General features: G+C 67.7%; 12 protein-coding genes. 3 read left to right on the plus strand and 9 right to left on the minus strand.

What is annotated here, in order from left to right; translation table 11 throughout:
- Window positions 1-20: 20 nt before the first annotated feature.
- Entirely contained in the window at window positions 21-569 is a 549-nt protein-coding gene (locus BLO63_RS09400) for an ActR/PrrA/RegA family redox response regulator transcription factor (RefSeq protein ID WP_091439523.1), read from the minus strand.
- A gap of 134 nt (window positions 570-703) precedes the next feature.
- On the minus strand, window positions 704-2080 hold the full coding sequence (locus BLO63_RS09405; RefSeq protein ID WP_091439524.1) for an ActS/PrrB/RegB family redox-sensitive histidine kinase: 1377 nt from the start codon (window positions 2078-2080) through the stop codon (window positions 704-706).
- Between the two features lie 175 nt (window positions 2081-2255).
- On the opposite strand from BLO63_RS09405, the gene BLO63_RS09410 reads away from it, so the two are divergent.
- Together BLO63_RS09410 and BLO63_RS09415 are read left to right on the plus strand one after the other, a co-directional pair.
- The gene (locus BLO63_RS09410) at window positions 2256-3632 is read left to right on the plus strand and encodes a polyhydroxyalkanoate depolymerase (RefSeq protein ID WP_091439525.1); all 1377 of its coding nucleotides are present in this window, start codon (window positions 2256-2258) and stop codon (window positions 3630-3632) included.
- Between the two features lie 50 nt (window positions 3633-3682).
- Window positions 3683-4780 (plus strand): bifunctional transcriptional activator/DNA repair enzyme AdaA, encoded by a 1098-nt coding sequence (locus tag BLO63_RS09415; protein ID WP_091439527.1) that lies wholly within the window; start codon window positions 3683-3685, stop codon window positions 4778-4780.
- A gap of 22 nt (window positions 4781-4802) precedes the next feature.
- On the opposite strand, the gene phoB is transcribed toward BLO63_RS09415, so the two are convergent.
- The 7 genes from phoB to BLO63_RS09450 form a co-directional block, all read right to left on the minus strand.
- Window positions 4803-5504, minus strand: coding sequence for a phosphate regulon transcriptional regulator PhoB (gene phoB / locus BLO63_RS09420; protein WP_091439529.1), 702 nt, complete (start codon window positions 5502-5504; stop codon window positions 4803-4805).
- Between the two features lie 37 nt (window positions 5505-5541).
- Window positions 5542-6255 (minus strand): phosphate signaling complex protein PhoU, encoded by a 714-nt coding sequence (phoU, locus tag BLO63_RS09425; protein WP_091439530.1) that lies wholly within the window; start codon window positions 6253-6255, stop codon window positions 5542-5544.
- A gap of 25 nt (window positions 6256-6280) precedes the next feature.
- Complete coding sequence (pstB, locus tag BLO63_RS09430) at window positions 6281-7102, minus strand: phosphate ABC transporter ATP-binding protein PstB (protein WP_091439532.1); 822 nt, start codon at window positions 7100-7102, stop codon at window positions 6281-6283.
- An 8-nt stretch (window positions 7103-7110) separates the two neighbouring features.
- On the minus strand, window positions 7111-7944 hold the full coding sequence (gene pstA, locus BLO63_RS09435; protein WP_091439534.1) for a phosphate ABC transporter permease PstA: 834 nt from the start codon (window positions 7942-7944) through the stop codon (window positions 7111-7113).
- A gap of 12 nt (window positions 7945-7956) precedes the next feature.
- Window positions 7957-8934 (minus strand): phosphate ABC transporter permease subunit PstC, encoded by a 978-nt coding sequence (gene pstC, locus BLO63_RS09440; RefSeq protein ID WP_091439537.1) that lies wholly within the window; start codon window positions 8932-8934, stop codon window positions 7957-7959.
- Between the two features lie 166 nt (window positions 8935-9100).
- On the minus strand, window positions 9101-10141 hold the full coding sequence (gene pstS, locus BLO63_RS09445) for a phosphate ABC transporter substrate-binding protein PstS (RefSeq protein ID WP_091439538.1): 1041 nt from the start codon (window positions 10139-10141) through the stop codon (window positions 9101-9103).
- 172 nt (window positions 10142-10313) lie between these two features.
- Window positions 10314-11606 (minus strand): ATP-binding protein, encoded by a 1293-nt coding sequence (locus BLO63_RS09450; RefSeq protein ID WP_091439540.1) that lies wholly within the window; start codon window positions 11604-11606, stop codon window positions 10314-10316.
- Window positions 11607-11789: 183 nt separating this feature from the next.
- Here BLO63_RS09450 and ppk2 point away from each other — a divergent pair, with 183 nt between their 5' ends.
- Window positions 11790-12773: a polyphosphate kinase 2 gene (gene ppk2, locus BLO63_RS09455; RefSeq protein WP_091439541.1), complete on the plus strand. Its 984-nt coding sequence runs from the start codon at window positions 11790-11792 to the stop codon at window positions 12771-12773.
- The last annotated feature ends 9 nt before the right edge of the window (window positions 12774-12782 follow it).

Consider the following 12782-nt stretch of genomic DNA (forward strand, 5'->3'; position numbering starts at 1 on the left):
CGTTGCCCGCGGCCGTCGGTTCAGCGCGGCGCGCGCTTGGCGAGGATGCGCTGGAGCGTGCGCCGGTGCATGGACAGGCGCCGGGCGGTTTCTGAGACATTGCGGCCGCACAGCTCATAGACGCGCTGGATATGCTCCCAGCGCACCCGGTCGGCCGACATCGGGTTCTCGGGCAGCTGGGGCTTGTAGTCGCCCTGGGCGTTCAGGGCGGCGCAGATGTCGTCGGCATCGGCCGGCTTGGCGAGATAGTCGACGGCGCCGATCTTCACCGCGTTCACGGCAGTGGCGATGTTGCCATAGCCGGTGAGGATGATGCCGCGCGCTTCCGGCCGGCGGCGCTTGAGGGCGGAGATGACGTCGAGCCCGTTGCCATCGCCGAGGCGCATGTCCACCACCGCATAGGCCGGGGCGCTGCCCTCGACGCTGGCGAGACCGTCGGCCACGGTTTCCGCCGTGGTGACCATGAAGCCGCGCGTTTCCATCGCCCGGGCGAGGCGCTGCAGAAACGGCCGGTCGTCATCGACGATGAGCAGCGTGCGGTCCTGCGGTTCCATGGCGATATCAAGCATCTCAACGCTTCCCATTGTGCCGGCTGCGGCATCCCGGGGCTCGGTCAGGGACCGCCACCCGCGATGCGTCGCCAATTCGACTTTTGCCGCAGCTTATACCCCGTGGGCAGCGAGAGCAAAATGTCGCAACCCTTCTACGGACGGGCGGGCGCCCCGTTCTCCGCCTCCTGTTCACGATCGCCTGATATGTCGATCAGCTCGCGCGGCCAGCGCACCCCCACCGAAGCGCCATGCGCCGGGGGCGGGCGGTTGACGAAGGTGAGCCCGGCGCCGGTGCGCTCCAGCAGCGTTTTGGCGATGAACACGCCGAGGCCGAGGCCGTTCTGGTCCTCGCCGTCCGATTCCGCGCCGCGCTTCCAGCGGTTGCGGCCGCGGCTGGTGACATAGGGCGCGCCGATGCTGTCGAGCAGTTCGATCGGAAAGCCCGGCCCGTCATCGGTGACGGAGATCGTCACCTCGTCCTCGCTCCAGCTGGCGACGATGCTGACCCGGCTCTCGGCGAAATCGACGGCGTTCTCGACAATGTTGCCGAGACCGTAGAGCAGGCCGGGATTGCGGGCGATGATCGGCTCGCCCGGCGCCCCATTGGGCAGAGTGACGGCGATGGTGATGCCGAAATTGCGGTGCGGTGCCACCACATCCTCCAGCAGGTGGGAGATCGGCATGCGGTCGAACGGCGCCTCGCCGGAATCGAGCGTGGTCAGCCGGCGCAGAATGGCGCGGCAGCGCTCGGCCTGCTCGCTCACCAGCTTGATGTCCTCGCTCATCGGGCTATCGGCCGGCAAAGCCCGCGCCAGTTCCTTGGCCACGACGGTGATGGTGGCGAGCGGCGTGCCCAGCTCATGCGCCGCTGCCGCCGCCAGCCCGTCCAGGGCCGAGAGATGCTGCTCGCGCGCCAGCACCAGCTCGGTCGCCGCCAGCGCCTCGGAGAGTTCGCGCGTCTCCTCCGCCACCCGCCAAGCATGCACGCCCATGAAGGCGATGGCGATGGCAAGCGCCAGCCAGATGCCGAGAAGATAGAGCGTCGGCAGCTCGGGCACCTCGCCCAGCGCCCCGCCGGCCGCCCAAGGGAGCGGCATGTGCCAGAAGCCGACCAGCGCCGCGCAGGCCGCCGCCAGCACGCCGAGCAGAAGGGTGGTGCGCGGGGAGAGCGCCGTCGCCGAAATCAGCACCGGGGCGAGAAAGAGCAGCGCGAAGGGGTTGGACAGCCCGCCGGTGAGGAAAAGCAGCGCGGCCAGCTGCAGGATGTCATAGGCCAGCAGCCACGCCGCCTCCACATCCGACAACCGCCGGGCACCGGGATTGCGCAGCCGCAGCGCCAGATTGAGCCAGGCGGAAAGGGCGACCACCGCGAGGCTCGCCCCGATCGGCAGCGCGAAGCCCAGCAGCCACTGCACCACGACGATGGCGACGGTCTGGCCGGAAATCGCCAGCCAGCGCAGACGGATGAGCGTATCCAGCCGCAGGCCGAAAAAGCGTTCGCCAATGGGATGATCGAGCGAGAGCGACATGAAAGCCCCTTGCGCGGCGCCTCACCGCGCCGTGGCGCCCTCTATAGCGCCACTGCCCGCCCAAGCGCGAGAGCGGGCCCCGCGTTGACGCGAGCGCGAAAGAGCCTATTTATGCTGCAACGCACAAGAACGACGCGACAGCGCCGAACGGGCGGAATGGGCTACGGAGGCTTTCATGGCGATCGGCGTTTTCGGCGATGTGCCCGATGCGGAAGACGTGGTGGCGGCACCCGAGGTGACGCGCGAGGCGGCCTCGGCGCTGGCACAGCCAATGTACTGGATGTTCGAGCTCGGCCACGCCGCCCTCGACCCGCTGCGCATGATGGCCGATGCCGGCCGGCTGTTCTACCGCAACCCCGCCAACCCGCTCAGCCATACCGGCTTCGGCAAGACCATGTCGGCCTCGCTGGAAATGTTCGAGCGCACCACGCGGCGCTATGGCAAGCCGGACTGGGGCATTGAAGAGGTGACGGTCGGCGGCGTTTCCGTGCCGGTCGAGATCGAGACGGTGTGGGAGCGGCCCTTCTGCAAGCTGTTGCATTTCAAGCGTCATTTCACCAACAAGCCGCGCCGGCCGCAGCCGCGCATGGTGATCGTCGCGCCGCTGTCGGGCCATTACGCCACGCTGCTGCGCGGCACGGTGCAGACCCTGCTGCCCAATCACGACCTCTACATCACCGACTGGGTCGACGCCCGCAACGTGCCGGCGGCCGAGGGCCCGTTCAGTCTCGACGACTATATCGACTACGTCATCGAGATCTTCCGCCATCTCGGCGGCGGGGTGCATGCGCTGGCCGTGTGCCAGCCGGCGGTGCCGGTGCTGGCCGCGGTGGCGCGGATGGAGGAGATGGGCGACCCCGACGTGCCCGCCTCCATGGTGCTGATGGGCGGGCCGATCGACACCCGCGAGAGCCCGACGGCGGTGAACCATTTCGCCCAGGAGCGCGGCCTCGACTGGTTCCAGCGCAATGTGATCACCACCGTGCCCTGGCCCAATGCCGGGGTGATGCGTCAGGTCTATCCCGGCTTCCTGCAGCTGCACGGCTTCATGGCAATGAACATGGAGCGCCATCTGAAGGCGCATGCCGACATGTTCGGCCATCTGGTGAAGGGCGACGGCGATTCCGCCGCCAAGCACCGCGAGTTCTACGACGAATATCTCTCCGTCATGGACCTGCCGGCGGAATATTACCTGCAGACGCTGCAGGCCGTGTTCATTGACCACGCTCTGCCGCGGGGCACGATGACCCATCGTGGCGCCCGGGTGGACCCGTCGAAGATCCGCAATGTCGCGCTGCTCACCGTCGAGGGCGAGAATGACGACATTTCCGGCATCGGCCAGACACGGGCGGCGCAGACACTGTGCTCCGGCCTGCCGGACGACATGAAGGCGCATTACCTGCAGCCCACCGTCGGCCATTACGGCGTGTTCAACGGCTCGCGCTTCCGCGCCGAGATCGCCCCGCGCATCTCCGACTTCGTGCTCTCGCACAACTGGCCGAAGAAGGGTCACAACCGGCCGGACGGTGACACCCCGACGGACGGGAAATAACCGCCCGTTTTCCGGCGGCGCGGCGACGGGCGCGATGCTAGCGTCGCGCCATGCTGACCGATGCGCCCCGCGACCTGTTCGACCTCGCTTTGCCGGATGCGGCCACGCTCTACCGGGCGCTGCTGGCGCGCGATGCGCGCTATGAGGGGCGCGCCTATGTGTGCGTCGCCACGACCGGAATCTTCTGCAGGCTGACCTGCCCGGCCCGCAAGCCTCTGGCGGTGAACTGCACTTTCCGGCCGACGATCGGCGCCTGCATCGAGGCGGGCTTCCGCCCCTGCAAGCGCTGCCATCCGCTCAAGCCGGCTGCGGAAGCCGATCCGATGATCGCGGCGCTGCTCGCCGCGCTGGAGGCGCGCCCGGCCTACCGCTTCGGCGAAGACGACATCACCCGCATGGGCTATGACCTCTCCACCGTCCGCCGCACCTTCAAGCGGCAGTTCGGCATGACCTTTCTCGACATGGCGCGCCACCGCCGGCTGCGCGAGGGCTTCGAGACGCTGGCGGTCGGCGGCTCGGTCATCGCCGCGCAGCAGGAGGCGGGCTTCCAGTCCGCCAGCGCCTTCCGCGCCGCCTTCGCCCGGCTGATCGGCTGCGCGCCGGGCGAGATCGCCGGCGAGGGCCGGCTGCTCGCCGACTGGATCGGCACGCCGCTCGGCGACATGATCGCGATTTCCAGCGCCACGCATCTGCACCTGCTGGAATTCATCGAGCGGCGCGGCCTTCCGGCGGAGATCGCCCGGCTGCGCAAGGGCGTGAAGGGGGAGCTTGGAATCGGCAGCGTCCCGCCGACGGAGCGGATACGCGCCGAACTCACCGCCTATTTCGCCGGCCGGTCAGCGGAGTTCACCACGCCCGTGGCGCTGGACGGCAGCGCCTTCACCCGCGCGGTCTGGGCGGAGCTGCGGCGCATACCGGCCGGCGAGACAGCCAGCTATGCCGAGATCGCCCGGCGGATCGGTGAACCTTCCGCCATTCGCGCCGTGGCGCGGGCAAACGGCGCCAACCAGCTCGCGCTGGTCGTTCCCTGCCACCGCGTCATCGGCACCGACGGGGCCCTCACCGGCTATGGCGGCGGCCTGTGGCGCAAGCAGCGGCTGCTGGAGATCGAGGCGCAGTATCGCACCCCGCCAACGCCGGCGGGGTGACGAGGCGGGCGTGCCGGCGCGCTCAGTGCGCGCGGGCGAACATCTCGTTGAAGGAATAGCCGGAGCCGCGCACGGTGCGGATCGGGTCGGGCTGGCGGGGCCGGTTGAGCGCCTTGCGCAGCCGCCCGACATGCACGTCGACCGTGCGCTCGTCGATATAGACGTCCTGCCCCCACACGCCGTCGAGCAGCTGCTCGCGCGAATAGACGCGGCCCGGCGACTGCATGAGGAACTCCAGCAGCCGGAACTCGGTCGGGCCGAGATGCAGCTCGCGGCCGGCGCGGTGCACGCGCTTGGTCTCGCGGTCGAGCTCGATGTCGCCGGCCCGCAGCAAGGTGGAGATGTGCTCGGGCTTGGCCCGGCGCAGCAGCGCCCGCACCCGGGCGACAAGCTCGGGCACCGAGAACGGCTTCACCACATAGTCGTCCGCGCCGGTGGCGAGCCCGCGCACGCGCTCGGTCTCCTCGCCGCGGGCGGTGAGCATGAGGATCGGCATGCGCTCGGTTTCCGGCCGGGCGCGCAGGCGGCGACACAGCTCGATGCCGGAAAGGCCCGGCAGCATCCAGTCGAGGATGAGAAGGTCCGGCACGCTCTCGCGCAGCCGGGTTTCCGCCTCGTCGCCCCGCCCGACATTATCGACCGAATAGCCTTCGGATTCGAGATTGTAGCGGAGCAGGAGGGTGAGGGGCTCCTCATCCTCCACGATCAGTATGTTGGTCGCCATTATGTCGTTCCCGTGCGTTCGCGGGCCGCCGTCGGCGTCAGGCCGGGAACGCGACGCTGGTCAGGCTGCTGGTGTCCTGCTTGGGCCGCTCCTCGGTGAGAAGCTGGCCGGTCACAAGATAGTGGATGGTTTCGGCGACATTGGTCGCGTGGTCGCCGATGCGCTCGATGTTCTTGGCGCAGAACAGAAGATGCGTGCACAGCGAGATGTTGCGCGGATCTTCCATCATATAGGTGAGGAGTTCGCGGAACAGCGATGTATAGAGCACGTCGACCTCGCCGTCGCGCTGCCAGACTTCCAGCGCCCGCACCTCGTCGCGGGTGGCGTAGGCGTCCAGCACCACTTTCAGCTGCTCAAGCACGATGTTGGACATGTGCTCGACGCCGCGCACCAGCTTCTGCGGATGGAACTCGCCGGTGAGGGCGAGCACGCGCTTTGCGGTGTTCTTGGCGAGGTCGCCGATGCGCTCCAGATCATTGGCGATCCGCATGGCGGCGACGATCTCGCGCAGGTCGCCAGCCAGCGGCTGGCGGCGGGCGATGACGAGCACCGCCTTTTCCTCGATCTCCCGCTGCAGCAGGTCGACCGGACCGTCGAGCACGATCACCTTCTGGGCGAGCTCGCTGTCGCGCTTGACCAGCGCCTGGACGCTGTCGGCGACGAGACGCTCGGACTGGCCGCCCATCTCCACCACGCGGCGGCCGAGTTCCTTGAGGTCGGTGTCGAACGACGAGACGATATGTTCGGTCATGGGGCAGGCCTCTCTCGTCGCGGGCTCAGCCGAAGCGGCCGGTGATGTAGTCGCGGGTGCGGGCTTCACGCGGGTTGGTGAAGATCTCGTTCGAGGCGGCGACCTCGATCAGCTCACCGAGATAGAAGAACGAGGTGATGTCGGCGCAGCGCGCCGCCTGCTGCATGTTGTGCGTCACGATGACGATGGTGAATTCCTGCTTCAGCTCGTCGATCAGGTCCTCGATCTTCGAGGTCGAGATCGGGTCGAGCGCCGAGGTAGGCTCGTCGAGCAGGATCACTTCCGGCCGCACCGCGATGGTGCGGGCGATGCACAGGCGCTGCTGCTGGCCGCCGGACATGCCGAGCGCCGAAGTGTGGAGGCGGTCCTTGGTCTCTTCCCAGATCGCCGCCTTGCGCAGGCACCACTCGACGCGCTCGTCCATCTGCGCCTTGGAGAGGCGCTCGTGCAGGCGCACGCCGAAGGCGATGTTGTCATAGATCGACATCGGGAAAGGCGTGGGCTTCTGGAACACCATGCCGATGCGCGAACGCACGACGGTGGAGTCCAGGTCCTTGCTGAGCAGGTCGGCGCCGTCGAACAGAATCTTCCCTTCCGCGCGCTGGCCCGGATAGAGCTGGTACATGCGGTTGAAGATGCGCAGCAGGGTGGACTTGCCACAGCCCGAGGGCCCGATCATCGCGGTAACGCGCTTTTCCGGGATCTCGAAATTGATGTTCTTCAGCGCGTGGTTGTCGCCGTAGAAGAAATTGAGCTTCTCGACCTTGAGCTTGGCCTCGGCCGAGGGCGCGGTGGCGCGGTTGACGGCGGAGGCGATGTCGATCGACGTCTCGGGTGCGAAATTCATGGTCCGTCTCACTTCATCTTCGCCAGGACGAGGCGGGAAAGGATGTTCAGGGTCAGAACCCCGACGGTGATGATGAGGGCGCCCGCCCAGGCCAGGGCGACCCAGTCCTCGAAGGGGCTGGCGGCGTATTGATAGATGGCGATCGGCAGGCTGGCCATGGGCGCGTCGAGGCTGAGCGACCAGCCATTATTGCCGAGCGAGGTGAACAGCAGCGGCGCGGTCTCGCCGGCGGCGCGGGCGATGGCCAGCAGGATGCCGGTGACGATGCCGGCCCGGCCGGCGCGCCAGGTGATGAAGGTCACGACCTTCCACTGCGGGGCACCCAGCGCGAAGGCAGCCTCGCGCAGGCCGATCGGCACCAGATTCAGCATGTCCTCGGTGGTGCGAACCACCACCGGGATGATGATGATCGCCAGCGCAATGGCGCCGGCCCAGCCGGAGAAGCCGCCGAAGGGGACGACGAGTATCTGGTAGACGAACAGGCCGATGAGGATCGACGGAGCGGAGAGCAGCACGTCATTGACGAAGCGTACCGCGTTGCCGACCTGCGTCCCGCGGCCGTTCTCGGCCAGGAAGGTGCCGCACATCAGGCCGATCGGGGTGCCGATGATCAGCGCCACGCCGATCTGGATCAGCGAGCCGACAATGGCGTTGAGAAGGCCGCCCCCGGCGCCGGGCGGCGCGGTGATCTTGGTGAAGACGTGCGGCCCGAGCGCGGGCAGGCCGCGCGCCACCAGGGTCCACAGGATCCAGGCGAGCAGGACCAGCGAGAGCGCGGCGAAGCCGACACTGATCGCCTTGACGGTGTAGTCGGTGGCGCGACGGCGGGCGAGGGATGCCATGTGTGTCTCCACTCAGCCCTTGAGCCGGGACCGGACGAGCAGGCGCGACAGCGCGAGCACGATGAACGAAATCACGAACAGGATGAAGCCGAGCTCCAGCAGCGATTGCAGCTTCAGCGAGCCGGTGGACGCCTCGGGGAATTCGTTGGCGATGGTCGAGGCTATGGTCGCGCCTGGCGCGAATAGCGAGGCCGACATGCGCGTGGCATTGCCGATAACGAAGGTCACAGCCATGGTCTCGCCCAGGGCGCGGCCGAGGCCGAGCATGACGGCGCCGACCATGGCGGTGCGGCCATAGGGCACCGAGACGTTGCGGTAGACCTCATAGGTGGTGGCGCCGACGCCATAGGCGGATTCCTTGATCATCGGCGGCACCGATTCCAGCACCTCGACGAACATGGCGGTGATGAAGGGCAGGATCATGATCGCCATGATAAGGCCGGCGGTCAGCATGCCGGCACCCAGCGGCGGGCCCTGGAACAGCGCGCCGATCAGCGGCAGCGGGCCGAGCCACTCGATCAGCGGCGGCTGCACATAGGCGGCCATCAGCGGCACGATGACGAAGAAGCCCCACATGCCATAGATGATCGACGGGATGGCGGCGAGCAGCTGGATCGCGACGCCGATCGGCCGGCGCAGCGGGCCGGGAGCGATCTCGGTGAGGAAGAAGGCAATGCCGAAGGACAGCGGCAGGGCGATGATGACGGCAATGACGGCACTGAAGACGGTGCCGAACACCATCACGCCGGCGCCGAACACCTCCGTTACCGGGTTCCACGTCGTCGACCAGATGAAGGACAGGCCAAATTCCTGAATCGCCGGCAGGCCGCCCTCGAACAGCATGGCGATGATCAGGCCGAGCAGCAGCAGAACGACAATGCCACTGGTCCAGAGAATACCAACAAACACGGGGTCACTGACCCGGCCCGTCGGCTTGCGTGCGGCGATCAGGCCGGTACCCGCCTGCCTTCCGCTGAGAGTGGCATCCATGTCGTGTGATCCTTGGAGCGCCTTGTCACCCGGAAGCCGCGATCGGCCTGAGGGGCGGCGTGCTGTGACGGAGCGTGGGCGTCGCGGGCGTTAGGGCAGAATACAATTGGCCGAGCCGGACGAAAAGAGGCGGCCGGGGGGCCGCCTCTTCCCCTGCAGGGCAGGATCAGTTGGTCCAGACGGCCTTGCCGTCGGCCTTGACTTCGGTGGCCCACGCCTTGCGCACTTCGTCCGCGACGGAGTCCGGCAGCGGGATGTAGTGCAGCTTCTCGGCGATGGCGTCGCCTTCGGCGCTGTAGGCCCAGTCGAAGAACTTGATGGCTTCGGCCGACTGCGCGGCGCTGCTCGGGTTCTTCGGCAGCAGGATGTAGGTGGCCGAGGTGATCGGCCAGGCGCCTTCGCCGGCGGTGTCGATCATCGAGGCGGCGAAGTTCTTCGCGCCCTTCCAGTCGGCAGCCGCAGCCGCTTCCATGAAGGTCTTGGTCTCGGGCTTCACGACCTTGCCGGCCTTGTTGACCAGGTCGGTGGTGGCGAGCTTGTTGGCGGCGGCGTAGATGAACTCGACGTAGCCAATCGCGCCCTTGGTGTTCTTCACGGTGCCGGCAACGCCTTCATTGCCCTTGGCGCCCGCGCCAGCCGGCCACTGGACCGAGGTCGCGGCGCCGACAGCCGACTTCCAGTCCGAGCTGGCGGACGACAGGTAGCTGGTGAACACGAAGGAGGTGCCCGACGAGTCCGAACGGTAGACCGGGACGATGGCCAGGTCGGGGAGCTTGGCGTCCTTGTTCAGGGCGACGATCTTCGGGTCGTTCCACTTGGTGATCTTGCCCTGGTAGATCTGGGCAATGATGTCGCCATTGAGGGTCAGCGCATGGTCTTCGCCGAGGTTGACGATGGCGACGACCGAACCGATCACGGTCGGGAACTGCAGCAGGTTGGCGGATTCGAGCTTGTCGTCCTTCATCGGCGCGTCGGAGGCGCCGAAATCGACGGTGCGGTTGACGATCTGGTTCTGGCCACCGCCGGAACCGATCGACTGATAGTTCAGGCCCGTGCCGGTCTTTTCCTTATAGGCGGCAGCCCAAGCCTGGTAGACGGGCGCGGGGAACGAGGCACCGGCGCCATTGATGTCGGCGGCGAAGGCGGCGCCCGAAAACACGGCGCCGAACGACAGCGCCGCAGCGCCGAGCAAATGGGTGAATTTCAAGGGTCTTCTCCTTAGGTCGGGAGATCGGCCGCATCGCGGAGAAAGGCCCGGATGCGCGATTGGCCGAAGGGCGGTTAACGTTTCACACGGGAGTCTTACCGCCCGGGCACCAAGGTTCTATGACCCTTCGATGAACTCTTGATGACAGACTAAGCTATTGATAATGCTTGCGTTATCGCTTTGTCGTCGACCCTGTCGACAAACGGACCGAGAATGTCGATCCCCCGCCCGGCACGCTCTCAATGCCCATCTTGCCGCGATGGCGGGCGACGATGTGCTTGACGATGGCCAGCCCGAGCCCGGTTCCGCCCTGTTCGCGCGAATGGGCGGTGTCGACGCGGTAGAAGCGCTCGGTCAGGCGCGGCACATGCTCGGGCGCAATTCCGGGGCCGTAATCGCGCACCGTCACCAGCGCGTCCGTTCCCTCGCGCGCGATGGTGATGTCAACGCGGCCCCCGGCGGCACCGTATTTCAGCGCGTTCTCGACCAGGTTCTCGAAGACCCGGATCAGCTCGTCGCGATCGCCGCGCACCTCCACCGGGTCCGCCGGGTGCTCGAAGGCGATCTCCACCCCGCGCTCGCGGCCGAGCGGGGCCAGCGCGTCGCGGACATGGCTGACCACGGCGACGAGATCCACCGGCGCCTCCGGGCGCAGATGGGCGTTGAGCTCGATGCGGGACAGCGACAGCAGGTCGTCGATCAGCCGCGACATGCGCCGCGCCTGCTCGTTCATGATCTTGAGGAAGCGCTCACGGGCACTGGCGTCGTTGCGGGCCGGGCCCTGCAGCGTCTCGATGAAGCCCGAGAGCGAGGCCAGCGGCGTGCGCAGCTCGTGGCTGGCATTGGCGACGAAGTCGACGCGCATCTGCTCGACACGGCGCTGCGGCGTGAGGTCGATGAAGCTCAGCAGCACCGCTTCGGTCGGCGCGCCCTCGCGCAGCAGGCCGGGACGGATCGGCACGATGTCGGCCCGCAGCCAGCGGTCGATCGGCACGCGCTCGGCGAATTCGATGCGGCGGGCGGCGCCGTCCGCGATCGAGGCCCGCAGCGCTTCCAGCACCTCGGGCACGCGCACGGCAAAGGAGACGGGATCGCCGACCCGCACGCTTGCGAGAAGGCCGACCGCGCCGGCATTGGCGGCGAGCACGGTACCGCGCGCGTCGAGCAGCAGCGCCGCCTCGGGCAGCGCGCGCACCAGCGCGGGGAGCCGTTCCTCGGCGCGCGGGGAGGGCTTGGGCTCGCCGCTGAAACGGGCGAGCGCCGCCGCGACCGGGCGCCGGCGGGTGGGCAGCAGCGCGCCCAGCGCCACCAGGAACCCCACCGTGAACGCCGCGCCCGGCGTCATCGTGCCGGCCCAGCACGCGCCGCCGAGGCCCAGCGCGGCGGCGCCAAGAATCCAGCGCGCGCTAATGAGGCGCTCTCGCAGCGTATCCTCCGTCAATTGCTGCGACTCACCGAGGGCCATGCCCGCACTTCCTGCCCGACAGTCGTGGACGATGTGACTGGACGGCGTTGCTACCGCCTTTTCAGGCGCGCCGTTCTTTCCTGATATGCTCTTGCCGCGCCGGCCGAAAGGCGAATCGCCTCAGGGGCGAACCTTCCGCAGCTCGGCACGTTGCACCTTATTGTACAGTTGAAAGGCTTCCATATGACGAAGAAGCCGGCCGCGCCCCGTGCCGCCTCCAAGGGGAAAGCCGCCAAAGGCAACGTCGCCAGCGGCAAGGCCGCCAAGGTCCGCGCCACGGCCGCTGCGCAAAAGCCCGGAGATCGGGAGGCGGCGCTTTCGGCCGCCGTGGCCGCGTTCTCGGTGGAGACGCCCGAACTGCCGCCGGAGATTGCCGCGCACGCCTATGGCAGCGGAGGCTATCCCTACAGCGACCGGCCCAAGCGCAAGACCTATCAGAAGGATCTGCGCGCGCTGCAGATCGAGCTGCTGAAGCTGCAGGAATGGGTCAAGGCCCAGCATGAGCGGGTGGTGATCGTCTTCGAGGGGCGCGACGCCGCCGGCAAGGGCGGCACCATCCACCGCCTGACGCAGCACCTCAACCCGCGCTTCGTGCACGTCGTCGCCCTGGACAAGCCGACCGAGGTGGAAGCCGGGCAATGGTATTTCCAGCGCTACATCGCCCATCTGCCGCGCCGGGGCGAAATCGCGATCTTCGACCGCTCCTGGTACAACCGCGCCGTCGTCGAGCCGGTAATGGGCTTCTGCACCCCCGCCGAAAGCGCGCATTTCCTCACCCAGGTGCCGGTCTTCGAGCAGATGCTGAAGGATGACGGCATCCGGCTGTTCAAGATCTGGCTCGACATCGGGCGGGAGATGCAGCTGCAGCGCCTGCATGAGCGCCATCAGGACCCGCTCAAACGCTGGAAGCTGTCGCCGGTCGATCTCGCCGCCCCGGCGCGCTGGGACGCCATCTCCGCCGCGCGCGACACCATGATCGCGGCGAGCCAGACCCCGGTTCCATGGTCGGTGGTTCTGGCCAACGACAAAATGCGGGCGCGACTTGGAGTCATACGTCAAATCCTCGCCCAAATCCCGTATGAGGGCAGGGATGACCGCGTCGTCGGCACTCCCGACCCCGCCATCGTGCTCGATGGACGTGCCTATCTGGGCCGTCAACCCGCTTGACCAACCGTG

The organism is Ancylobacter rudongensis (assembly GCF_900100155.1).
In the GTDB taxonomy this organism is placed as follows: domain Bacteria; phylum Pseudomonadota; class Alphaproteobacteria; order Rhizobiales; family Xanthobacteraceae; genus Ancylobacter; species Ancylobacter rudongensis.

What these genes read in the sequence shown, in the direction of transcription:
- BLO63_RS09450 (WP_091439540.1), bottom strand. Translation starts at nt 11,606, where the DNA reads ATGGCCCTCGGTGAGTCGCAGCAATTGACGGAGGATACGCTGCGAGAG.
- pstB (WP_091439532.1), bottom strand. Translation starts at nt 7,102, where the DNA reads ATGAATTTCGCACCCGAGACGTCGATCGACATCGCCTCCGCCGTCAAC.
- phoU (WP_091439530.1), bottom strand. Translation starts at nt 6,255, where the DNA reads ATGACCGAACATATCGTCTCGTCGTTCGACACCGACCTCAAGGAACTC.
- pstC (WP_091439537.1), bottom strand. Translation starts at nt 8,934, where the DNA reads ATGGATGCCACTCTCAGCGGAAGGCAGGCGGGTACCGGCCTGATCGCC.
- BLO63_RS09410 (WP_091439525.1), top strand. Translation starts at nt 2,256, where the DNA reads ATGGCGATCGGCGTTTTCGGCGATGTGCCCGATGCGGAAGACGTGGTG.
- BLO63_RS09415 (WP_091439527.1), top strand. Translation starts at nt 3,683, where the DNA reads ATGCTGACCGATGCGCCCCGCGACCTGTTCGACCTCGCTTTGCCGGAT.
- phoB (WP_091439529.1), bottom strand. Translation starts at nt 5,504, where the DNA reads ATGGCGACCAACATACTGATCGTGGAGGATGAGGAGCCCCTCACCCTC.
- BLO63_RS09400 (WP_091439523.1), bottom strand. Translation starts at nt 569, where the DNA reads ATGCTTGATATCGCCATGGAACCGCAGGACCGCACGCTGCTCATCGTC.
- pstA (WP_091439534.1), bottom strand. Translation starts at nt 7,944, where the DNA reads ATGGCATCCCTCGCCCGCCGTCGCGCCACCGACTACACCGTCAAGGCG.
- ppk2 (WP_091439541.1), top strand. Translation starts at nt 11,790, where the DNA reads ATGACGAAGAAGCCGGCCGCGCCCCGTGCCGCCTCCAAGGGGAAAGCC.
- BLO63_RS09405 (WP_091439524.1), bottom strand. Translation starts at nt 2,080, where the DNA reads ATGTCGCTCTCGCTCGATCATCCCATTGGCGAACGCTTTTTCGGCCTG.